Source organism: Microbulbifer sp. YPW16 (assembly GCF_021290385.1).
In the GTDB taxonomy this organism is placed as follows: Bacteria; Pseudomonadota; Gammaproteobacteria; order Pseudomonadales; family Cellvibrionaceae; genus Microbulbifer; species Microbulbifer zhoushanensis.
In genome coordinates, this window is sequence record NZ_CP089928.1 from 1777323 (window position 1) to 1800363 (window position 23041).

20 protein-coding genes are annotated in these 23041 nt (G+C 63.6%); 8 read left to right on the plus strand and 12 right to left on the minus strand.

Annotated elements, in window-relative coordinates; translation table 11 throughout:
- Window positions 1-121 precede the first annotated feature (121 nt).
- From selD to cobB, 3 genes are all read left to right on the plus strand, one after another.
- Complete coding sequence (gene selD, locus LVE68_RS07600; protein ID WP_233006424.1) at window positions 122-2419, plus strand: selenide, water dikinase SelD; 2298 nt, start codon at window positions 122-124, stop codon at window positions 2417-2419.
- A 136-nt stretch (window positions 2420-2555) separates the two neighbouring features.
- Window positions 2556-3863, plus strand: a complete 1308-nt coding sequence (locus LVE68_RS07605) for an NAD(P)/FAD-dependent oxidoreductase (protein ID WP_233006425.1) — start codon at window positions 2556-2558, stop codon at window positions 3861-3863.
- Between the two features lie 84 nt (window positions 3864-3947).
- Window positions 3948-4661, plus strand: a complete 714-nt coding sequence (gene cobB, locus LVE68_RS07610; protein WP_233006426.1) for a Sir2 family NAD+-dependent deacetylase — start codon at window positions 3948-3950, stop codon at window positions 4659-4661.
- 78 nt (window positions 4662-4739) lie between these two features.
- Here cobB and LVE68_RS07615 read toward each other — a convergent pair whose 3' ends face one another.
- Entirely contained in the window at window positions 4740-5213 is a 474-nt protein-coding gene (locus LVE68_RS07615; RefSeq protein ID WP_233006427.1) for a hypothetical protein, read from the minus strand.
- A gap of 604 nt (window positions 5214-5817) precedes the next feature.
- Here LVE68_RS07615 and LVE68_RS07620 point away from each other — a divergent pair.
- Window positions 5818-6264, plus strand: a complete 447-nt coding sequence (locus tag LVE68_RS07620; RefSeq protein WP_233006428.1) for a CBS domain-containing protein — start codon at window positions 5818-5820, stop codon at window positions 6262-6264.
- Window positions 6265-6285: 21 nt separating this feature from the next.
- On the opposite strand, the gene LVE68_RS07625 is transcribed toward LVE68_RS07620, so the two are convergent.
- Window positions 6286-8154: an SLC13 family permease gene (locus LVE68_RS07625; RefSeq protein WP_233006429.1), complete on the minus strand. Its 1869-nt coding sequence runs from the start codon at window positions 8152-8154 to the stop codon at window positions 6286-6288.
- An 84-nt stretch (window positions 8155-8238) separates the two neighbouring features.
- Between LVE68_RS07625 and mnmH the strand changes: the two genes are divergently transcribed.
- Window positions 8239-9327, plus strand: a complete 1089-nt coding sequence (gene mnmH, locus LVE68_RS07630; protein WP_233006430.1) for a tRNA 2-selenouridine(34) synthase MnmH — start codon at window positions 8239-8241, stop codon at window positions 9325-9327.
- A 30-nt stretch (window positions 9328-9357) separates the two neighbouring features.
- Here the strand turns inward: mnmH and LVE68_RS07635 are convergent, their stop codons facing one another.
- From LVE68_RS07635 to LVE68_RS07670, 8 genes are all read right to left on the minus strand, one after another.
- Window positions 9358-10287: an SDR family oxidoreductase gene (locus LVE68_RS07635; protein WP_233006431.1), complete on the minus strand. Its 930-nt coding sequence runs from the start codon at window positions 10285-10287 to the stop codon at window positions 9358-9360.
- Window positions 10284-10703 (minus strand): VOC family protein, encoded by a 420-nt coding sequence (locus tag LVE68_RS07640; RefSeq protein ID WP_233006432.1) that lies wholly within the window; start codon window positions 10701-10703, stop codon window positions 10284-10286. Before LVE68_RS07640 ends, LVE68_RS07635 begins: the two co-directional genes overlap by 4 nt.
- Before the next feature lie 92 nt (window positions 10704-10795).
- Window positions 10796-11164 (minus strand): DUF2750 domain-containing protein, encoded by a 369-nt coding sequence (locus LVE68_RS07645; protein ID WP_233006433.1) that lies wholly within the window; start codon window positions 11162-11164, stop codon window positions 10796-10798.
- Between the two features lie 93 nt (window positions 11165-11257).
- Window positions 11258-11965, minus strand: a complete 708-nt coding sequence (locus LVE68_RS07650) for a M48 family metallopeptidase (protein WP_233006434.1) — start codon at window positions 11963-11965, stop codon at window positions 11258-11260.
- On the minus strand, window positions 11962-12393 hold the full coding sequence (locus tag LVE68_RS07655; RefSeq protein ID WP_233006435.1) for a hotdog fold thioesterase: 432 nt from the start codon (window positions 12391-12393) through the stop codon (window positions 11962-11964). Before LVE68_RS07655 ends, LVE68_RS07650 begins: the two co-directional genes overlap by 4 nt.
- 7 nt (window positions 12394-12400) lie before the next feature.
- Window positions 12401-12973, minus strand: coding sequence for a DUF2799 domain-containing protein (locus LVE68_RS07660; protein WP_233006436.1), 573 nt, complete (start codon window positions 12971-12973; stop codon window positions 12401-12403).
- Between the two features lie 81 nt (window positions 12974-13054).
- Window positions 13055-13705 carry an MBL fold metallo-hydrolase gene (locus LVE68_RS07665; RefSeq protein WP_305080417.1) on the minus strand — a complete coding sequence of 217 codons (651 nt, stop codon included), beginning with the start codon at window positions 13703-13705 and terminating at the stop codon, window positions 13055-13057.
- 79 nt (window positions 13706-13784) lie between these two features.
- Window positions 13785-14672 (minus strand): hypothetical protein, encoded by an 888-nt coding sequence (locus tag LVE68_RS07670; RefSeq protein ID WP_233006437.1) that lies wholly within the window; start codon window positions 14670-14672, stop codon window positions 13785-13787.
- 322 nt (window positions 14673-14994) lie between these two features.
- Here LVE68_RS07670 and malT point away from each other — a divergent pair, with 322 nt between their 5' ends.
- Both malT and LVE68_RS07680 read left to right on the plus strand, forming a co-directional pair.
- A complete protein-coding gene (gene malT / locus LVE68_RS07675; protein ID WP_233006438.1) occupies window positions 14995-17727 on the plus strand; it encodes an HTH-type transcriptional regulator MalT in 2733 nt (910 codons plus the stop codon).
- 100 nt (window positions 17728-17827) lie between these two features.
- Complete coding sequence (locus tag LVE68_RS07680) at window positions 17828-19468, plus strand: alpha-amylase family glycosyl hydrolase (RefSeq protein ID WP_233006439.1); 1641 nt, start codon at window positions 17828-17830, stop codon at window positions 19466-19468.
- Between the two features lie 225 nt (window positions 19469-19693).
- Here LVE68_RS07680 and LVE68_RS07685 read toward each other — a convergent pair whose 3' ends face one another.
- On the minus strand, window positions 19694-19948 hold the full coding sequence (locus tag LVE68_RS07685) for a hypothetical protein (RefSeq protein ID WP_233006440.1): 255 nt from the start codon (window positions 19946-19948) through the stop codon (window positions 19694-19696).
- A gap of 273 nt (window positions 19949-20221) precedes the next feature.
- Window positions 20222-21892 (minus strand): flavin monoamine oxidase family protein, encoded by a 1671-nt coding sequence (locus tag LVE68_RS07690; RefSeq protein WP_233006441.1) that lies wholly within the window; start codon window positions 21890-21892, stop codon window positions 20222-20224.
- Between the two features lie 541 nt (window positions 21893-22433).
- On the opposite strand from LVE68_RS07690, the gene LVE68_RS07695 reads away from it, so the two are divergent.
- The gene (locus tag LVE68_RS07695) at window positions 22434-23027 is read left to right on the plus strand and encodes a L,D-transpeptidase family protein (RefSeq protein ID WP_233006442.1); all 594 of its coding nucleotides are present in this window, start codon (window positions 22434-22436) and stop codon (window positions 23025-23027) included.
- Window positions 23028-23041: the final 14 nt, after the last annotated feature.

Consider the following 23041-nt stretch of genomic DNA (forward strand, 5'->3'; position numbering starts at 1 on the left):
TTTTTTTGGCGGCTGTCGCCGGCTTTCGCCATAATGCGCCCGACTTCCATGCGAATTCGGATCGAACAGATAGACTGTCTATCTCAACCAACCACTCACCCGGGTTTCCCGGCGAGCGATCATGCAACAGAACCCTGATTACCAGGACATCGTCCTTGTCGGCGGCGGACACTCCCACGCCATTGTCTTGCAGATGTGGGCCATGAACCCCCTGCCCGGTGTGCGCCTGACCCTGGTGTCCCCCGACGTACAGACAGCCTATTCCGGCATGCTGCCGGGGCTGGTGGCAGGCCACTACCAGCTGGACGAAACCCATATCGACCTGGTGCGCCTGTGTCGCGCCGCGGGCGCCCGCTTTATCCGTGCCCGTGCACGCCGTATTGACCCGGTCAGCCGACGCATCTCCCTGGAGGGCCGCCCGGAGCTGGAATACGACCTGGTTTCACTGGATATCGGCGCCGGCCCAGCCCGCAACCTGCCGGGTGCCCAGCGCGCAGTGCCGGTAAAACCCATCAACCGCTTCCACCATTTCTGGCAGCAGCTGCAGCAGCGTGTACTGAAGAGCCGCGAGCATATCCGTATCGGTGTGGTGGGTGGCGGCGCCGGCGGCTGCGAGCTGGCCATGGCTATTGCATGGTCGCTGGAAGAACAGATCTATACCGGGCGGGTCGAGGTGCACCTGGTCCATGGCGGTGCGCACCTGCCCGACGGCTACCCGCTACTGGCACGCCGGCTGGTAGCGGGTGAACTGCGCCGGCTGGGAGTTACCGTGCACCGCAACTGGCGTGTGCAGGCGGTCACCGACGAGGGCCTGGTCAGTGACGACGATCGCACCCTGGCACTGGATGAAATTGCCCTGTGCACCAATGCGGGGGCCCACCCGTGGCTGGCCGACTGCGGCCTGGCGCTGGATGAGCGGGGTTTTGTCCGTGTCGACGAGAACCTGCGCGCCGAAGGCTTTGACAATGTGTTCGCCGCCGGCGACACCGCCAGCTTCGTGCCGTCACCGCTGCCCAAGGCCGGTGTCTACGCGGTGCGCCAGGGCCCGGTGCTGTTCCATAACCTGCGCGCCGCGGTAACCGAGCGTCCCCTGCGGGCCTTCCGGCCCCAGCGCGATTTTCTCAGCCTGCTGTCCTGCGGCGACCGGCGCGCGGTGGCATCCCGCAACGGCCTGGCCCTGGCGGGAGGATCCCTGTGGCGCTGGAAAGACCATATCGACCGTGCGTTTATGCGCCGCTTTGCCGAGTTACCGGTGGACATGGACCGCGACGGCGGACGGCAACTGTTCCGCCGCCGCCCCGAGGCGGTGCGCGAACGCGGCGGCGCCGCCCTGTCACAGATGCGCTGTAACGGCTGTGGCGCCAAGGTGGGTGCGGAGATCCTGCAGCGGGCACTGCAGCAACTGCCGCGCCAGCAGTCGCAGTTCCTGCTGCGCGGCGCCGGTGACGATGCGGCGGTAATGGAGCTGCCCCCCGGCCAGCTGCTGGTGCAGAGCTCGGACCAGCTGCGGGCGCCCATCGACGACCCGTGGATCTTTGGCCGCCTGGCGACCCTGCACGCACTGTCCGACCTGTTTGCCATGCATGCACGGCCCGTGACCGCGCAGCTGCTGGCCACCCTGCCGGTAGCAGCACCGGAACTGGTGCAGCGTGACCTGCAGCAATTGCTCGACGGCGCCATCTACGAACTCAACCGGCACGACTGCGCGCTGGGCGGCGGCCACACCGCCGAGGGTGCCGAAATGCAACTGGGCCTGACCGTCAACGGGCTCGCCGATGCCGGCCAGCTGCTTGAAAAGACCGGTGCCCAGGTGGGCGACCAGCTGATACTCACCAAGCCCCTGGGCATCGGCGCGGTACTGGCCGCGGAGGGCGCCGGTGCCGCCCACCCGCGCTGGGTGGAGCATGCACTGGCAACCATGCTGACCAGTAACGCCGGTGCCGCGGATGTGTTCGGGCGCTATGGCACCCATGCCCTCACCGACGTCACCGGCTTCGGCCTGCTGGGCCACCTGCTGGAAATGCTGGCCGGCCCGCCGGCGTGTGGTGCGTCACTGGTGGCGGAGGAGCTGCCGCTGGTCGAGGGAGCCGCCGACTGTGTCGAAGCGGGCTGGTTATCCAGCCTGCATCCCCAAAATGCGCGCTTTTACGACCGGGTGCAGAACCCGCGTGCCTGGCAGCCGCTGCCACACTGGGCGCTGCTGGCGGACCCGCAGACCTGCGGCGGCCTGCTGGCTGCGGTACCGTCGGACCGGGCGGGCGACTGCCTGCGCGAGCTGCACCGCGTAGGCTGCACCGATGCGACCATCATCGGCAGTGTGACGGAGATAACCGGTGACCAGCCGATTACCCTGCAGCGGGCCGGCGAGCAATCCCGCCCAGTCCCCCGCGCGGAGAACGCTGAGCCGGTACGCGCCTGACCGGCTCCCGCAGTGGCACGCGCCAGCGCGGCATTGCCAAGCCGCTGCCGGCGCGAGATACTGCGCCCATAACTAATCAGAATCAGGTCTTCACAGTTGGGGAGTCGAATTCAAAAACGACACAGGAAGACCATCCATGAAGCAGATCGTAATCGTCGGCGGCGGTGCCGGGGGGCTACAGCTCGCCACCCGTCTCGGGCACTATTTCAATCGTTCGCTACTGCCCGGCCGCACCCGGAAAAATCCCGCCGCCCGGGTAACCCTGGTGGACCGGAACCGCACCCATATCTGGAAACCCCTGCTGCACCAGGTGGCCACCGGCTCGATTGACACCGGCCTCGACGCACTCAATTACCAGGTACATGCCCGCAAGAACCAGTTCAACTTCGAGCTGGGCAGCCTCGAGTCTGTCGACCGCGAGCGCAAGGTTATTACCCTGTCACCGGTTATCGACGAGGATGACCACGAGCTGGTTCCCGCGCGGGAGCTCGAGTACGACTACCTGGTGCTGGCCCTTGGCAGCCAGAGCAATGACTTCAACACGCCGGGGGTGCGCGAACACTGCGTCTTCCTCGACAGCAGTGAGCAGGCTCGCCGCTTTCACCGGCTGCTGCTGGACCGGTTCCTGCAGCTGGAAACCCGCACCACCGAGCGCCTGCAGATTGCCATTGTCGGCGGCGGAGCCACGGGCGTGGAACTGGCGGCAGAACTGGTGGATGCCGCAGAGCAGATGGGACGCTATGGCAAGATCGACAGCGATGCACTCCAGATTACCCTGATCGAGGCGGGAGACCACCTGTTACCGGCCCTGCCCGCACGGCTCGGCAACAACGCCGAACGGGAACTGCAACGCCTGGGTGTACGGGTCATAACCGGCTGTGCGGTAGCCGAGGCGTCGGCCGACGGGCTGACCACTGCAGACGGCGAGAAAATCCCGGCGGCCATCCGTGTCTGGGCAGCGGGCGTCAAGGCGCCGGACTTCCTTTCCCGCCTCGATGGCCTGGCCACCAACAAGCTCAACCAGATTGAGGTTTCACCAGAGCTGGTATCGGATACCGACCCGGACATCTTCGCCATAGGCGACTGTGCCGGCTGCCTGGATGCCAGGAATTTCCGCGTGCCACCCCGGGCGCAATCCGCGCAACAGATGGCTGGCGTGGCAGAGCACAACCTGATTGCCAGGGTTGAAGGAAAACCCCTGCGGGCATTTCGCTACAACGACCGGGGGTCGCTGGTATCCCTCAGCAAGCACACCGCGGTGGGCAACCTGATGGGAGCGCTGGTCAAAGGCAGCCTTACCATCGAGGGACGCGTTGCCGGGCTCGCCTATCGCTCGCTGTACCGCATGCATCTCGCTGCCGTGCACGGCTGGGCAAAAGCCATGGTGATCTACCTGGTGGGACAGGCCAACCGCTTTGTAAAACCGCGCATGAAGCTTCACTGAGCCGCGGCCCGGCCAACCCGTTTTCGGGTACTCCGGGCCCAATACCGGTTTTCCACGCAACTGATCCAGAGCCGGGCATTGCCAATGCGCTACCAAAATATCGTTGTACTGACCGGGGCTGGAATTTCCGTGGAATCCGGCCTGCAGACATTCCGCGGCGGCGACGGGTTGTGGGAAAACCATCGCCTGGAAGATGTGGCCACCCCGGAAGCCTTCGCGCGGGACCCGCAACTGGTGCAGGCTTTCTACAATGCCCGGCGCCGGCAACTGCTGTCGCCGGCAGTCGCCCCGAATCCGGCACACCAGGCCCTCGCGGAGCTTGAACAGGCCTGTACCGGAAATTTCCTGCTGGTCACCCAGAATATCGACGACCTGCACGAACGCGCCGGCAGCCGCGCGCTGGTGCATATGCACGGGGAGCTGCTGAAGATGCGCTGTAGTGCCAGCGGCCGGTTGTTCCCCCTCCGCGGCGATCTCACCGTCGATATGCCCTGCGCATGCTGCCACCGCACCGGCACCCTGCGCCCGCATGTGGTCTGGTTCGGGGAAATGCCCCTGCAGATGGATCGCATCTACGATGCACTCTCACGCTGCGACCTGTTTATCAGCGTTGGCACTTCCGGCAATGTCTATCCGGCAGCAGGCTTTGTTGAATATGCCAATCTGGCCGGTGCCCGCACAGTAGAAGTCAACCTTGAACGCAGCCGTCTCGGCAATGCCTTTTGCGAGCACCGCTACGGTAAGGCGTCCAGCACTGTTGGCGAACTCATTGGCGAGATACTGGACAGGCAGGAGTAAGGGAAAGGGAAATGGAAAGGGGAATATCGAACGTAAAAAAACCGGGCAGAAACCTTCTGCCCGGTTTTTCTCAGGTAATCAGATCTTCCACTCTTTCACTGTTTCCAGCCCGTGCTCTTCAATCCACTGGTTCAGCTGCTTCGGGTTGCGCTTTTTCTTTTCCACGGTTCCGCCGGTGTAAGGATTGCGGTAATGGCCAACTTCCAGCTTGGGCTCGCTGGCCTTGCCGTTGGCAGCCTTACGCCCACGCTTCGGTGCCTCGCCATTACGCTTCAGCGAGCGGGCCACGCGCGCCTTCAGGGTCTGCACATATTCCGGTGCATCCTCATCATCGAGCTGGGCCACGAGCCAGTTCACAATGGCCTCACCACGGGCGACAAAGAACTCCTCTTCGTCCATCTGGTATTCAGCCGACAGGTTGACCAGCGCTTTATCGAAAGCAATTACACCGTCTTTTTTGCGTTCCGCCCGGGCCATCTGCTCCTGCAGCTCCTCTATTTTTGCCTGGTGCTCGGCAATCTGCTGCTCAATCTGGTCAAACTCCTGAAACATTCACTCCACCTCGACTCTTGCAATATTGATAGTGCTTGCTGGGACAATTCCTGCGCTGCCAAAACGCTGCGGGCTGACTGGGATCATGCACGCACTGGCAGGAAACCAGGAATCTATTAAACAAATAAAATTTTTTAATACTTATTTATGTATTACCACCATACCGTCGCCGTTATTTTTACTTTCCCAGGGCATGGGCATATAACCCCGTAAAGGTTTCCAGCCAATCGATACTGGCGCACCTGAACGGGAAAAACGACGGTTAAACGGAGTGTTATTACCAGCCCCGGGGCTGTACGGAACCAAAAAACAGATTCCAGGCACAATTCCGAATAAAGGTTGGATAACTCGTTGCATCAATTATATACATTCCGGCCGCTGGGGTATTGCGCGGCGGGGGGCAGAATAATAAGCCCTCCCCCCTAAATATCAACTGGTATTGCCTGCCTCACGGGATAACCACAGCCATAAAGAATCAATATTCCAAAAACACCAGGTAAGACTTACTTTTTGTTCTAAGGCTGCGGTGGCGCACAGTTCATCTGTTTGGCCCTGCCGATCCCATGGCCTATGCTACTTGGGCTGGAAAAACCCGGGGGCCCATATGTCAAAACCGCATGATATTCACCAGATACCCACACTCGCTGCAGTCATGACGCCTTTTCCGTTACATATTGATATCAATGCCACGGTTGAGGCGGCACTGGAAATGATGGAAGAGCACGAGGTCCACCACCTGCCGGTAACCCGGGATGGAGACCTGGAAACGATTATCTCGCGGGGCGATATAGAGCGCGCCAACGCTCCGGGACACCGGCTGGAGGAGCAACAGCTGTATGTACACGACCTCTGTGCCCGGCGCCCCTATATTGCCGATATCCACGACCCCCTGGACCGGATCCTGATGGCCATGGCCGATACCGGCATCGGCTCGGTGCTGGTAATGCGCGAGGGCGAACTCGCCGGCATCGTCACGGTAACCGATGTATTGCGCTTCTGCGGCAAATTCCTGGCGGAGCTGGCGCAACCGGTAGACGATTCCATCGCCTGAATACCCGCACCATTGGCAGGGTCAGAGCGGCCAGACCCACAACAGCATAGGTACGCTCACCAGTATCACCAGGATTTCCATGGGCAGCCCCATCTGCCAGTAATCGCTGAACTTAAAGCCACCGGGCCCCAGGATCAGCGTATTGTTCTGGTGCCCCACCGGGGTCAGGAAGGCGCAGGATGCGCCGATCGCCACCGCCATCAGGAAACTGTCGGGGTTCACCTGCAGCTGGGCCGCGGCACTGATGGCGATCGAGCACATCACCGCGGCGGTGGCGGCATTGTTCATGAAGTCCGACAGGGTCATGGTTACCACCAGCAGGATCACCAGGGTAATCACTGCGTTACCCTGGGCAATATTATCCAGCAGCACTCGAGCGATCAGGTCCGCGGCGCCGGTCTGCTCCATTACCTCCGCCACGGTAATCAGTGCCCCCAGCAACACAATTACCGCACCGTCCACAGACTCGTAGACGCTGCGCAGCGGCATTACCTTCAGCGCCATAAAAGCCAGCACGCAGGCCGAAAACGAGATCGCCGCGGGCAGCAGGCCGAAGGCCGCCCCCGCCACCGCGAGCGCCATGGCCACCAGGGCGACCACGGCTTTTTCCTTGTTGGGGATACTGATATCCCGCTTGGCCAGGGGAACACAGCCCTGCTCCGCAGCGAAAGTATTCAGGCTGTCGTCGGTACCCATCATCAGCAGCGCGTCACCGGGCCGCAGCGGGGTCGAGCGCAGGCGCCGGACCGAGCGACGCCCCTGGCGGGACAGCGCCAGCAGGTTGATTTCATAGCGGGCCGGCAACCGCAACATGCGCGATGTACGGCCGGTGAGTGGCGAATCCGGCATTACTACCAGTTCCCGCAGCTGGATATCGTCGGCGGTGGAGCGCTCTTTGTCCTTATCTTTCTCTTCCTCATCGCCGCTCTCCCGGTGACGGCTCTTCTTTTCCTTCTTTTCCCGGCGCTGCTCCTGCTTCTTGTCCTGGGCATCCTCCTCTTCCGGGTCTGCCGCCAGGCGCAAGCCCAGCTTCGAAACCGACGTGGTCAGCGCCTCCGGTTCCGCCTCCATGATCAGGATATCCCCGCTACGGATGCGTTGCGCCGGCGTGGCCGGGGAGACCCGGGTGTCGTTATGCACCACCCCCACAACCTGGGCATCCTCCTCTTCCAGCATCTGCGAGATTTCCCACAGGGTTTTCCCATCGGCGGCGCTTTTCTCCTCCACCAGCGCCTCGGTCAGGTAGGTACCGGTGTCAAAGGTGGCGGCCCCCGCCTGGGTGCGGGACGGAACCAGGCGCCAGCCGATCAGCGATACAAACGCCACGCCCACCAGTGCCACCACCAGGCCTACCGGGGTGAAATCAAACATACCGTAACTGCCGGCACCGGCGCTGTCGCGAAAGCCCGATACGATCAGGTTGGGCGGGGTGCCGATCAGGGTGGTCATGCCCCCCAGGATGGTGCCGAACGATAACGGCATCAGTACCTTGCCCGGTGGCAGCTTGTTACGCTCGGCCACATCCGCTGCCACCGGCATCAACAATGCCATGGCGCCGACGTTGTTCATAAAGCCGGACATCAGCGCCCCGACCGCGGTCAGCGCAGCGATGATTGCGGTTACGCTGCCGCTCCTGGGGATCAGCCGTTGGGCCAGGACATCCATGGCGCCAGTGCTCTGCAGGCCGCGACTGAGGATCAGCACACAGGCAACGGTCACCACCGCCGGGTGGCCAAAACCATCGAAAGCGTCCTCCGGCGCCACCAGCCCCGTCACCACACAGGCGAGGAGCGATCCCAGCGCCACCATGTCATGGCGCCAGTTCGCCCAGATAAACATGGCGATGGTAATGCTGAGAATAATGAAGAGCGTGAGCTGGTCGAGCGTCATGGGAAGCCGGCGTCCGTGGCAACCTGGTCCTGTGGAAATCCTCTTTTCAGGTTACACTCACGCCGCCTTGAGAGGAGTCATGATTTGCGCCACAACACCGACAACTACCGCCAGCTGTTCCTGGATGACATCCCGCTGATGGATGTGCGCGCCCCGGTGGAATTTGCCCGCGGCGCCTTCCCCACCAGTGAGAACCACCCCCTGCTGGACGATCGCCAACGGGAGGCGGTGGGTACCGAGTACAAACAGGCCGGCCAGCAGGCCGCGATCGACCTGGGCTGGACCCTGGCCACCGACGAGGTCCGGGCCGAGCGCCTGGCCGCCTGGCGCGGGTTTATCGAGCGCCACCCCAATGGCTACCTGTACTGCTTCCGCGGCGGGCTGCGCTCGCGCACCGCCCAGCAGCTGCTGCGCGAGGCCGGCATCGACTACCCGCTGGTCGAGGGCGGCTACAAGGCGATGCGCACTTTCCTGATCGAGGAGCTGGCGCGCCAGTGCGCGCGCCTGTCCTTTGTGGTGTTGAGCGGCCACACCGGGTCCGGCAAGACCGAGCTGCTGCAATATGCCCACCGCGCGGTGGACCTGGAGGGGATTGCCCGGCACCGGGGATCATCATTCGGCCGTACCAGCCTGCCCCAGCCTTCGCAGATCGACTTCGAGAATGAACTGGGTATCGAACTCCTGAAGCTCGGCGAGGGACAGGGACCGGTTTTCCTGGAGGACGAAAGCCGCCTGATCGGGCGCTGCGCGCTGCCGGTGATATTGCGCCAGGGTATGCATGTAGCGCCGCGGGTGCTGGTGGACGAGCCGGTGGAGGACCGCGCCCGGCGGATCGTGCGCGACTATGTCAGCACCGCACTGACCCGCTTCGCCGACGCCGATGAAGGACCGCACACAGCCCTGGGGGAAGAATTACGCACCAGCCTGGCGCGCCTGCGCAAGCGCCTGGGCGGCCTGCGCCACCAGCAGCTGGACGAACAGCTGGCTGCCGCCAATGCCGAGCTGGCCCGCAGCGGCAACAGCGACGGCTATATCCCGGTGGTGATGTCGCTGCTGAGCGAGTACTACGACCGCGCCTACGATCACACCATGCAGAAACATGCCGGCACTGTGCTGTTCCGCGGCACTTATGCGGAAGTGGCTGAGTGGCTGGCATCCCGCCCCGGTGAGTGACGCCGCCGGCAATTGACCTTGCAGTACCTCTCAGGAGCTGGGGGAAGTGCGGGTCAGCTGGAAGCGCCGCGCCAGTATCCGGTCGCGCAGCCGCCGGGGCAGCCAGCGCGCCATCCACGGCAGCATTCGACTGCGGTTGCCGATCCGCACCAGGCGCCGGGGGCGCTTGCGCAGCAATTCCTTCACCAGCTGCCGCGCCATTTCCCTTGCCAGGGTGGCGTTGTGCTGGGACTCCTGCGCGCGCGCGCGCACTGCATCTTCCTGTCGCTTGTACCAGGAGTCCGGCGCCAGTAACCCGCGCAGGGAAACCTCCGCATGGCGGCCAAACTCGGACGCAATCGCACCCGGCTGCACCGTCATCACGCGGATGCCAAAGGGCTTGAGCTCCAGTCGCAGCACATCGGACAGCGTATGCAGTGCCGCCTTGGAGGCGCAGTAGGCGCCCGAAAAGGGCGTCGGCAGGACACCGGACACCGAACCGATGTTGCAGATCAGGCCGCGACGGGCCGAGCGCATCAACGGCGCACAGGCACGGATCAGGGCCATGGGAGCAAAGACATTGGTGCGGAACTGGTTTTCCAGCGCACGGGTATCGAGTTCGATCAGCGGTCCCATCTGGCCGTAACCGGCATTGTTGATGAGGATATCCAGGCGACCGTAAGCGGCCTTGAGCGCATGCACCACGCGATTGATGTCGGCCTGGGAGTTGACGTCCAGTGCCTCGGTGGCAATGCCCATGTCCGCGAGCTCCTGCAGGCTCTCCGGGCGTCGCGCGGTGGCGATCACGATGGTGCCGCGGCGGTGCAGGGCCAGGGCCAGCTCGCGCCCGATACCACTGGAACAGCCGGTGATCAGCGCAACCCGGTCGGGTACCACGTAGCCGCGGCCGATCTGTACCAGGCTTTCGGCGGCGAAGCCGGCATCCGATGGGCGATAACTCGAGACAGGGGGTTTATTCACTGGTCGCGGCTCCATGGTTCCTGCTCTGCACCGGCGGCTGCCGGCGCCCGCTCGCGGAAATGGGGATTCTCGATCAGGCCGAAGATATTACCGAATGGATCGAGGAAGCTGGCCATCCGGATGCCGTCCCCCACATCCACGGTCTCCCCGTGCTGGCGGGCCCCGAGGGTGTTCAATCGCTCCACCTCGGCAGCGATATCGGTGACCCCCCAGTAGGCGATCACGCCATCGGCGCGGCTGGTGACACTGCGGGCATCGGGGTTGAGGCCCAGTTCGAAGCCACCGACGTCGAAGCCCACGTAACCCTCGCTTTCGAAGTAGGGTTCCAGTTCCAGCACCTGGGTATACCAGCCCCGCGCCTCCGCAAGTTCCGAGACGCCGTAAACTACAGTGCGCAGACCGAGAAACTGTCCCATCCTGAGACCCCTGTTATCGTTATCTTCTCCGCTGGCCGGCAACCCGCAGACCCGGTCCGGTTGATGCCGGCGCCACCAGGCCTGTAAGGCTGTTACTGCAGCTCCTGTTCCAGCTGCTCCAGCAGGTCGAGCGGTTCCAGCTCAATTCCTTCCAGCTCGCCGTTCCAGTTGATGCCCACCAGCAGCACGTCGTCGTGCATGCCGGTCAGCCAGTCATCCATAAACTCTTCCAGGTCGACTGCCACCACCCGGTAGCCGGCCCAGTCGCCGGAAATATGTACCTCGGCGAATTCCCGCTGCGACCAGAAGGGCATCACATCCGTTTCCGGATATTTTTCCGACGCGCACAGTGCGAAACCCTCCTCGCCCTCCAGGGCCCAGACACAGCCCTGCGCAGCGGCTTCCGGCAGGAAGCGCGCGCAGTTGTCTTCAAAATCATTGCTCAGGGGTTCGACTTGCATGGCAGCGGTACCTTGGAATTCGATGGCAGTTTACGCCAGATTCGCGCAAGGCACCAAAGACAACATGGCGCAGGGGACCGGCACGAAACGGACTCACAGTACCAGCCGGTGGCCGTTGTCCCGCAACCAGCGCCGCTGCTCGCGGTAATCCGGGCAGACACTTGCCACGAGCGCCCAGAAGTCCGGGCTGTGGTTATGGTGCCGCAGGTGGCACACCTCGTGCGCCACCAGGTAATCCACCACCATTACCGGCGCAAGGCACACCAGCCAGTTGTACTGCAATTCGCCACGCAGGGTACAGTGCCCCCATTTGCTGCGTGTGCGCCGTACCCTTACCGAGCTGAAGCGCAATCCCAGCCGCGCCGCCACTTCAGCCGAGCGCTGCTGGAACTGCGCCAGTGCCTCGCGCTGGTAGAGCCGCTGCAGGGCGGCCTGCAATTGTTGCGCGTCGGGCTCGCGCGCGCGGGTATACAGGTAGATGGCATCATCGCGTATACCGGCGTCTGCCGGGCGCGCGGCGCGCAACAGCGGCAGTCGGCCTCCCAGCCAGGGGAATGCCTCACCGAAGGCAAAACGATGCCGGGGAATTTCCGCCGCGCGCTGGCGCGCCTGCAGCAACTGGGCACGCACCCAGTGGATATTTTCCTGCAGGAAGCGATGGCCGTGGCGCGCCGCGCAGCGCTGCGGTATCCGCACTTCCACGCCGGCCCCGGCCAGCACCAGGCCCAGGCGCTTGCGCCGGGGCGAGCGCACCAGCCGGTACGGCACTTCCTCGAATACGTACTGCCCGGCGTCGATCATCGGTCGCCGTGGGGCAGAACGGCCATGGTGATACGGGAGATACAGTTGAGCTTGCCCGCCGGGTCGGTAATGCGGATTTCCCACACCTGGCTGCTGCGGCCAATGTGTACCGGGCGCGTGGTGCCGGTAACCACACCCTCCGCCACCGGGCGCAAGTGATTGGCGTTGATCTCCTGGCCGACGCAGTAGAACTTTTCCCCATCCACTACCAGGTTGGCGGCAATGGACCCCAGTGTTTCCGCCAGCGCCACACTGGCACCCCCGTGCAGGATACCGAACGGCTGGCGCGTGCGCCGGTCCACCGGCATAGTGGCGGTCAGGTAATCGTCACCCAGCTCGGTGACTTCAATGCCCACGTGCGCCGGCATACAGCCGCTGCACATCTCGTTCAGCTCTGCCAGGGAGACTTCCCGGTGCCAGATACCCATACAAACTTCAGTACCAGAAATTGACGCCAGGGGCGCCGAACCGATGCAGTTCCAGGTCCAGCATTCGCAGCTCGCGGCGCAGGGACCGGCGACGCATTTGCAGCACCTGGACTTGCTCCTCGGACTCCGCCGAGCGCAGCGCGGCGCGGACCGAATACAGCTCATCCCGCAGGTATTCGTGGCGGCTGACCAGCTGGCGGTACTCCTGTTCCACCCGGTAGAGCGCCAGCCCACGTTCATACTCTTTCAGGAACAGGTCGGCGGTGGGACCGGTGCACACGCCCTGGTAATTGCGCCCACGGCGCCCCTGGGAAAAACCATTTGCCGCGGTGCAGTATTCCTCCACCCCCTCCTCGTGGCCGCGCAGCCAGGCCTCACTGTCCACCCGCACACCGTAATGCTGGCACTCCTGCGCCATTTCGAAGACCTTTGCCTGGCCGACACCGCGGCTGCCATCCTGGACGCCCAGCTCATACCAACTGCCCGCGCGGCACTGCTCCTCGGAAATCACCGCGCAGCCGGACAGCAGCACCGGCACCAGGGCGGCGGCAGGGATCAGCAGGCTCTTCAGTCTTATCATGATTGGCCTCTCGATTGACCACGCGGCACGCGGTCCTGTCATTGGCTTACTGCATTGCCCTGAATCGCTTTCGCGGGCACATCAGCCGAAGCGCTTGTCCGCGACAAAGGGGTTGGTCTCGCGCTCGTGGCCAAGGGTCGACATGGGGCCGTGACCCGGAATAAAGCGCACGTCGTCACCCAGCGGCCACAGCTTCTCGCGGATAGACCGGACAAGGGTGTCGTGGTCACCGCGGGGAAAATCGGTACGGCCGATGGAGCCCGCAAACAGCACATCCCCTACCAGGGCCAGCCGGCTGCCGGGATGGAAGAAGATCACATGGCCCGGCGTATGGCCGGGGCAGTGGTGCACCTCCAGCGTCTCCTCACCCACGGTGACGGTGTCGCCCTGCTCCAGCCAGCGATCCGGGGTAAAGGTCTCCACCGGAGGGAAACCGAACATCTGGGTCTGCACCGCCAGCTGCTCGATCCAGAAAGCATCCTCGCGCTGCGGACCCTCGATGGGCAGCTGCAGCTGCGCCGCCAGCGCGGCGGTACCACCGACGTGGTCCAGGTGCCCGTGGGTGAGCAGGATCTTCTCCAGTTTCAGGCCACGCTCTTCCACCGCCGCCAGGATACGCTCGATATCGCCGCCGGGGTCGACCACCGCGGCGCGCTTGCTGTCATCGCACCACAGCAGCGTGCAGTTCTGCTGGAAGGGCGTGACCGGGACGGTATGAAACTGCAGGGACATAGGAGTAAACCACCAACGTTGAATTCAGCCGCCATTATACAGAGGCGAACACACGATTCAGCGGCACCGCTCCGGACACCTAGGCAGTGGCGGCGGTGTGGCCCCGGCCCGCCACCGGACGCCCTCCGGTACGCTGCAACAGGGCACGCAGATCCTGCAGCAACTGCTCCTGCACCAGCTCACTGTCCCAGTATCCCTGGTGCGCCACCAGCTGTGGCCCCCACTGCGCCGCACCGGTTTCTGCCAGCGAACAGGTTTCGTAATCCCGGTACACCGCCTGGTTGTAGGAGGGGCTGAGGGGTTTCAGTGGCCATCCGAACAGGTCATCGGGGTGGTAGAAATTCTTCCAGCGGAAGCTGTAACCGCGGGTGTCGGCGGTCACCGCCTGGATCTGCTCCCGTGGCAGGGCGGCGGACCACAGCGGCATGGTGGGCCCCAGCGTGTACCAGTGACTGAGGGTCTTCAGGCGCAGGAACAGGTCGCGGGCCGAGCCCTTGTGCACCCCGCGCGGCCCGCCGTCGCGCCAGACCCCATGGCCGATGGTGGGGCGCTGGGCGTCCCACAGGTAATTGGACAGCGTCGCACAACTGGCGGAATGGCTCAGCAGCAACACCGGCGCGGTGTCGCCGGCAGCGGCGGCGGCCTTTTCCAGGGTGCGGTAAATGGCCTGCTGGGTCTTGTCGTAGTTGCCGTCGCGCTGCTGCGAAGAAGAGAACTGCGCGGCGCTCTCGGCCATGCCGTACAGCATAAAGCGGCGCGCGCGCAGGAAATCCATATCGCGCTTCTTCATCCCCTCGAAGACGCGCTCGACGTTGGTGTGCAGGTGTTCGTGGCAGGGAATGGTGTCGCAGTGCAGCCGCCCCCAGTCGTCCCCCAGCCCCTGGCGCAAGGCGCGGAACAGCGGTTCGGCGAAACTATCGTCTGCCGCCCCCATTCCCGGCGCTGCCAGAATGACTATATCGGTCATGAATGCCCCTGATTGGTTGTTCTTTTTTGTTGTTGTGTTTGTTGTTCTGGCCACGTCAGGACATCTGCGCGGCTCGTTTTTGTCACATTGTGTGTAATGGCACCGCTGAAAAACCGGAACCTGGTCGCAGGTTGAACACGAAAGTACCATCTGGTCACGGTTTTGCAAGCGCCCGGCCAAACCACCGGGAGGACACCCTGCGCCGGGATCGATGCCGACATCCTCCCCCGCGGGGGAGGATGTCACGCAGCGGTAGCCATGGGATGCTCATCATGCATAATTACGCCTGTACAAAAACCAATCAACGGGCCGATTCTCAGCGATGCTACTAGCCTCCAAATACAGCCTGCCGGACTGCCCGGAGAACACCCTGGCGCGCCCGCGCCTGCTCTCCCTGCTGGACCGGGGCGATATCGACCAGGTCATGCTGGTGACCGCCCCGGCGGGTTATGGCAAGACCACCCTGGTGTCCTCCTGGGCCGCCAACCAGGACAGCCCGGTGGCCTGGTTCTCGCTGGACAGTGGCGATAACGAACCGAGCCAGTTCTGCCGCTACCTGGTGGAGAGCGTCCACCGCGCCACCGGTAATGGCGTGCCTGAAACCCACGCCCTGGTCAGCGCCCAGCAACGCCCCGACCCGTCACTGGTAGTGAGCCAGCTGCTGGCGGAGCTGCGCGGCCTGCCCAGCGAGCTGCGTATCGTGCTCGACGACTACCACCAGATCGACAGCGAGGCGGTGCACGACATCACCCGCTTCCTGCTGCGCCACGCACCCGCGGGTATCGGCGTGGTCCTTACCAGCCGCAGCCAGCCGCCGCTGGGGCTCGCCACCCTGCGGGTCCAGGGCCGCCTGCTGGAGCTGGGCAGCGACGAGCTGGCCCTGGATGTTGCGGAAACCGCACAACTGCTGCAGCAGCGCCTGCCCTTCAGCCTCGACCACGACCGCGTCGAGCAGCTGCACCAGCTCAGCGAGGGCTGGCCCCCGGCGGTGCAACTGTTCGCCCTGTCCGTGCGCAACGCCGAGGAAGTGGATCGATACCTGGGTGAGCTGGAGCAGGGCCACTCCCATATCCTCGATTACCTGGCCGAGGAAGTGCTGGAACGGCTGGAGCCACAACTGCGCGAGCTGCTCGCCTGCACCTCCATCCTCACCCGCGTCAATGCCACCCTGGCGGAGCGCCTGAGTGGCCTCGAGGGCGGCCAGCAGCTACTGGAGCAGACGGCACGCCGCGGCCTGTTCCTGCAGGCGCAGGACTCCAGTCGCCAGTGGTTCCGCTACCACCCGGTGTTCGCGCGCTTCCTCCAGCGCCAGCTGACCGAGAAAACCCGGCTGCAGGAACTGCACCGTATCGCCAGTGACACCTGGCAGGAGCTGGGGCAGCCGCTGGAGGCCCTGCGCCACGCACTGGCGGCGGAGGATACCGAGCGCCTGCAGCAGCTGCTGCACACCCAGGGCGAGCAGTTCCTGCGTGAGGGGCAGATCCGCGTCCTCAATGACTGCCTGACCTGGCTCGGCGCCGACAAGCTGCAGCGCAACGCCCGCTTTACCCTGATTGCCGCCAAGCTGGCGCGGGATAATTTTGAATACGACCAGTGCGAGAAGGTCCTGACCGCCGCAGAGAGCTGGTTGCAGCGCGAGGACCCGGAGCAGTGGCGTGATTTCGAGGGTGCCTTTGCCACCGTGCGCGCCCAGGCCGCCGTGGCCCGCGGCCAGACACTTGTAGCCAAGGAGTATGCCGAGGAGGCGCTGGAGTTGCTGCGCCCCGACCAGCTGGGCGAGCGTATCGCCGCGCTGCTGGTGGTGGGGGAAACCGGCTTCTGCCTCGGCGCGCTGGATGATGCCATCGACCATATGCGTGAAGTGGAAGCACTGGCGCTGGCCGAGAATGACCATCCCAGTGCCGCCTGGGCCATCTGCCAGCAGACCGAGATCGCCATCGCCCAGGGCCTGCTGAAGAAGGCTGCCGCCCTGCAGGAACGGGCCCAGCGGCTGGTGGAGGAACACCACCTGGTGGGCCTGCCCATCTCCGAGTTTATCTGCCGGCTGGGCGGCCAGCTGGAGTGGGAGGACTGCCGCCTGGAAGACGCTGCCGCCTCGGCCCGGCGCGGCATGCAGATCAACCGCAAGGCCGGCGAACGCTGGCTGCTGCAGGAGTACAGCCTGCTGCTCAAGGTGGCCCAGGCCCGCGGCGAGCGGGACGAGTCGCTGGAATGGCTGTCGCGCATCGACCGCCTGCTGGCCGGCGAGCGCTACCACCGCGACTGGGTCGCCAATGCCGATGCGGCGCGGCTGCGCGCCTGGCGCGCCCTCAACGACCAGCAGGCCATCGCCGCCTGGCTGGAGCAGGCGCAGCCGGTAGCGGACCGTCCCAGCAACCATTTCGAGCAGTGCCATGGCCGCAACCATGTGCGCGCCCTGATCGAGGTACACCGCTGGTCTGACGCCAACCGGCTGTTGAGCCGGCTGCAACAGGTGGCGCGCGAGTGCGGCCTGGTGACCGACTGCCTGCGCAACCTGGTGCTGGAAGCGCACCTGCTGTGGCTGCGGGAACAGCGCGAGGCCGCCGTGCATGCCATCCGCGAGGCCCTCAGCATCGCCGTGGAACGGGATTTCAGGGCCAGCTTCCTGCAGGTCGGCAAGCCGCTGATCGTGATCCTCAAGGCCGCCATCGACAGCGGCCTGGGTGAAGCCGAGCAGGACAAGGCCCAGGAACTGATCCGCCTGGCCCAGCAGCAACCGGAACTGGATGGCGGAATCAGGATCGAGCTGGACGAGACCATCATCCGTGAAATCCTCGACAGCGATGCGGTGCCCGACTTCCTGCGACACTCGCCGCTTACCCCGCGGGAGTGGCAGGTGCTCAACGCCATCCACTCCGGCCTGTCGAACGAGCGTATCGCCCGGCACTTCAAGGTAGCGCCCAGCACCATCAAGACCCATATACGCAGCCTGTACCAGAAACTGGATGTGAAGGACCGCCAGGAGGCCATTGCCCTAGCCGAGCAGATGCTCCGCTCGGTGCAGGACCAGCCCTCCGACCAGGGTCATTCCTGACTTTCTCTCGCCCTCCTCCCCACTCGGGGAGGAGGCATCAGTTGCCCGCCATCGCCATACTGACCCTATCCTGAGAAACGACTGCCGATGGGACGTAGTTATGAGTGGCAACAACACCGAGTGGTGGCGCAACAGCGTTATCTACCAGATCTATCCGCGCAGCTTCTGCGACGCCAATGGCGACGGTATCGGTGACCTGGCGGGTATCACCAGCAAGCTCGACTATGTGCAGTCCCTGGGCGTGGATGCCATCTGGATCTCACCCTTTTTCAAGTCGCCGATGGTGGACTTCGGCTACGACGTGTCCGACTACCGCGATGTGGACCCGATCTTCGGTAACCTGCAGGACTTCGACAACCTGATCGAGGCAGCCCATGCCCGCGGCCTGAAGATCATCATCGACCAGATCCTCAGCCACTCTTCCGACCAGCACCCCTGGTTCCAGGAGAGCCGCTCCAGTCGCGACAACCCGAAAGCGGACTGGTATGTCTGGGCAGACCCCCGGCCCGATGGCAGCGCCCCCAACAACTGGATGTCCAACTTCGGCGGCAGCGCCTGGCGCTGGTGCACCCGCCGTCGCCAGTACTACCTGACCAACTTCCTCAAGGAACAGCCGGACCTGAACCTGCACAACCCGGAAGTCCAGGAGCAACTGCTGGCAGACCTGAAGTTCTGGCTCGACCGCGGCGTCGATGGTTTCCGCCTGGACGCCATCAACCACGCATTCCACAACCAGTCCCTGCAGGACAATCCTGCGCGGCCGCTGGAGCTGGACGAGAAGGGCCAGCCACCGGTGAATACCTACCATTACCAGTGGCATATCCACGACAAGTCCCAGCCGGAGAACCTGGCATTCCTGCAGCGCGTGCGCGCCCTGATGGACCAGTACCCGGAAACCGTGACCGTGGGCGAAGTGGGCGACGACAATACCCACAAGATCATGGCCGATTACACCACCGAAAACCGGCTGCACATGGCCTACTCCTTCGACCTGCTGGCCGAGGATTGCAGTGCCGGTTTCCTGCGCGAGACCCTGCGCAAGAACCAGCGGGTGATCGAGGAGGGCTGGCCCTGCTGGTCCATCAGCAACCACGATGTGCCGCGCCCCATGACCCGCTGGAACAGGGGCTTTGACCCGGAACAGGCTGCGGCACGCGTGCCGATGTTCCTGCTGACCCAGCTGGCCCTGCGCGGCAGCGTGTGCCTGTACCAGGGTGAGGAACTGGGCCTGGAGGAGGCGGATATCGCCTTCGAGGACCTGGTGGATCCCTACGGCATCAACCTGTGGCCGGAATTCAAGGGCCGCGACGGCTGTCGCACTCCCATGCCCTGGTCCAACGGCGGCGAGATCAATGCGGGTTTTTCCCGGGTCAAGCCCTGGCTGCCGGTGCCGGACGAGCATTACCACAAGGCGGTAAGCCTGCAGGAGGACGATTCCGCATCGATGCTGAACCGCTTCCGCGCGCTGCTCAAGTGGCACCACGAGTGGCCGGGACTGGCCACTGCCGAGCAGGAAATCGTCGACACCGGCGGCGACCTGCTGGCGTTCTACCGCCGCACCGGGACAGAAGAGTTTTTTGTGGTCGCCAACTTCGGCCACGAAGCCGGCTCCCTGGAGCTGCCCGCAGAATTTAGCAACGCACGCGATATCACCCCGGCGGGCTTCGCCGGCAAGGTCACCGACAGCAGCATCGCCCTGCCCGTGGCGGGTGCCCGCGTGCTCTACCGGAAAATTAACTAGAGAACGGCAGGTAGCCCGAATCAGTCAGTTTACGAGGCACCCCGCGGCCCTGAACCGCCATTCGTCACCGCGGGGCGCCTCACCTCACCCTATTTCTCTCGTCACTTGTACCGCAATGGATGGCACTTTTGACATCTCTCTTCGCCGGCCCCGAGCCGGCTTTTTTCTGCCCGCAATTCCCTCGGGCAGTGCATCCGGGTGTCAGGCGGGCCCCAAGAGCACGATTCAATCGTCGCGCTTGCGGCTGATCACCTGGAAAGACTGGTCGAGCTTGACCACCCAGCTTCCCCGGCCCTCGCAACTGGCGCTGATTACCCGGTATCCGTAATCCTTTACCTCGATGACGCCCAGCTCACAGCTGACCGAATCGAGCGCCTGTTTAATTTTCGCCTTCTCTTCTTCGGTTGGCTTCCGGTCCGCTGCTAATGCGGCCGGCACCAGGACAAGCCAGGCCAACAGGGCCAGGGATACTCGTTTCATTGGCTCTACTCCTCACGGAACCTGCTCGCGCCCGCGCGGGAAATGCACGGGGACCGCACTCACCAGGGAAACCAACAGGTGCTCCCGCCGGGCACAGGCTGTATACACGGCAGATAGTAGGGTCTGCCTCCCAACATGCGTAGACCGGTCGCACAGACGTGCGGGATCCGGCGCAGGTCACCGCTGCCATATGACATAAAACATCCATCACGTAATAAAAAAGGCGCACCGTTTCCGGTACGCCTCTCGCAGGCAAAACCCAGCCAGCGGCTGTCAGCCCTGGTGGATTTCCTGTGCGGCCCGCTCGCCGGTGCTGATGGCACCATCGATGTAGCCAAACATTTCCAGGGCGGTGTGTTCGCCACAGAAATGGATGTTGCCTTCCTGCAGGCCCTGCGCCCCCCACCAGCCGGTGTAACCACCGAAAGTCTGGGTGGAGTAGGAACCCTTCGACCAGGGGTTCGCGGCCCACTTGGACAGCATGGCGGTGCCGGTAAAGGCATCACTGGTGCCCGGGAATACGTTATCCACGATGCCGAAGAAGTGGTCCAGGTCCCTCTTCGACGGCGGCGCGAACGGCTTGTCGCCACCAATTTCCCTGCCGTAGCTGCCACCGAAGAAGTCCACCAGGATGCCATCCTGGCTGCCGGTTACCGAAGTGGAATCCCAGGTATCAAACAGCTCCGGACGGCCCACATAGGTAACACCATTCGGGGTGAACTGCTGGCCGTCGACCACCTGCGGCTGTGTCCACGGACGGGTCGCGCAGTGCACCGCCAGCTTGCCGTTGGTACCGAAGCCCATTTCCTCGATCGCACGGCGCTTCTGCGGCAGGAAGGAGTCGTAAATGCGCGCATCGATATCCACATCGCGCAATACCGAGAACGGCAGTGCCAGTACCAGCCGATCACATACATACTCGTAACCATCGGCAAAAGTCAGCTTGTACGGGCCGTTGATATCACCCTTGACGGCAATCAGCTTGCGGCCGGTCTCGATGGTACCTTCCGGCAGCTCCTCTACCATGCGCGTTACCAGCTGGTCGTTACCACCGGAGATACGGAAGCGCTCATCGGTGCCCGCCAGCGGCAGTGCCGTGTTGATCGGGTTCCAGGCCAGCAGGTAGATCAGGTTCAGGGCGGTGGTGTCTTCCGGCTGTATACCGTATTCCGCCACGATGTCCGCCTGGAAGACCTGGCCCATATTGGAGTTGGCCCCGATACCCACGTGATCCAGCCAGGTGTTCACGTCGATATGGTCCAGCTCCTTGTGCATGGCATTGTGCCAGTCGTAGGTGGGCAGCCAGGGCGCATCCTGCTGGGCCTGCTTGAAAATCTTGTACACGTCGCGCCACTCGGCATTCAACTGGTGCTCGGTATAGCGCTGGCCATTCACCCAGTACAACTCATTGCCACCGGGTACGGCATTGCCGTTCACGTCCTCAACGTCCAGCCCCAGCTGGTTGGCCAGGTTGCGCGCATAGCTGTGCTCGGTGGAGATCAGCTCACCACCACGCTCCACGGGACGGCCGAAGATATCGCGGTTGGTGTTTACACGACCGCCCAGGCGGGTGTTGCCCTCGAATACCTTGCTGGTGGCGCCGTTGTACTGGTACAGGCGGTGCGCACAGCGGATGCCCGCAACGCCGCCACCGATAATGGCGACACGGCCCGGGTCAGTGGCACCACCGGCAATGGCCTGCGCCGGGCGTGAGGCGGTACCCGCGGCACCGGCGGTGCCCAGCACTGCGGCGCCCAGGCCCAGCTGCTTGAGGAACTGGCGACGGCCTTCTTCGGAGGCGTTCTTGCCGCCGTGGCGTGCACCTTCATTGATGATGTCGAGACTTTCGTCGGCGGGAATGCCGGTCTTGTCGGAGAGTTCCTGTGCCGCGCGCATACGGCGCAGCAGTCCCGCGATAGGGGAAAGGGTCTTACGGCTTCTCATTGTTGTCTTCCTGGAGCCCGGTGGATTTTCGGCCCGGGTACCTCTGGGGGCCGGTTTGCTTGCCTATCCCGATTCCCTGAACAGCCACGCCCCGGGGCGCCTCCAGCTACTGCAAAGCCTGCTATAGAAAGAGGATTTTTTATTCAGAATCGAAATAATCCAACCCCATTTTACAGATTGCGACCCAAAACTGAATAAAAGTTCGATTAATTTTCCTTTTTACAAAACAAAGTTTTACTTCTGGGCCGCCAGCCAGAACGGCCCTAACTGCCATCTATGCCCCTTGTATCTATCCCATCGGGGCGTAATACCTAATTCGTGTAAAAGCGCGCCAGCCCCAACCCTACTATCCACACCACTCGTTCGCGGTTTTACCGCCCGGGCCCAGTCTGCGGCAGAGACCAGGAAACACCGGTCGCCGCTTTGGGGAAATACACAACCTGTTGTCGCGTCTGCCGGACGTGTAGGTTCCTTTTGCCTCGCGAAGGTGCGCGCGGCGGGTTCATCTCGCAGATGCAGCTGTTTGCAAGAGAGGTGTGCAATGCAGAGCCGTCGTTCGCTAACCAAGATCTTTTCCATCACCGCAGCCCTGCTGATCGGCAGCGGCAGCTTACTGGCGCCGCTGGCCCAGGCCCGCGACTATGCGTACCCCTACCAGCGCCATCCATCCCAGCACAATGGCTCGGCCTGGTTCCGGCCCGACGCGGGGCACGGAGCGGCACATATCCGCATCGACCTGAGTGACCAGATGGCTTACTACTACAAGGGCGGCCGGCTGGTGGGAATGTCGCCGGTATCCACCGGTAAGCCCGGCCACCGCACCCCCACGGGCACCTTCCGTATTTCCGAGAAAAAGGTGAACCACCGCTCCAACCTCTACGGCCACTATGTCAGCCCGCGGGGTTATGTAATGCGCAGCAATGTGGATGTGCGCCGCGATCGCCGCCCCCCGGGTGCAGTCTTCCGCGGTGCCTCGATGGACTTCATGATGCGCGTTAACGGTGCCATCACCATGCACGCCGGCCGCGTGCCGGGCTGGCCCGACTCCCACGGCTGTATCCGCCTGCCCTGGCATATGGCGAAGATTTTCTTCGCCCATACACCAACGGGCACCAAGGTCAGCATCGTCCACTGACCCGCTCACCTGGC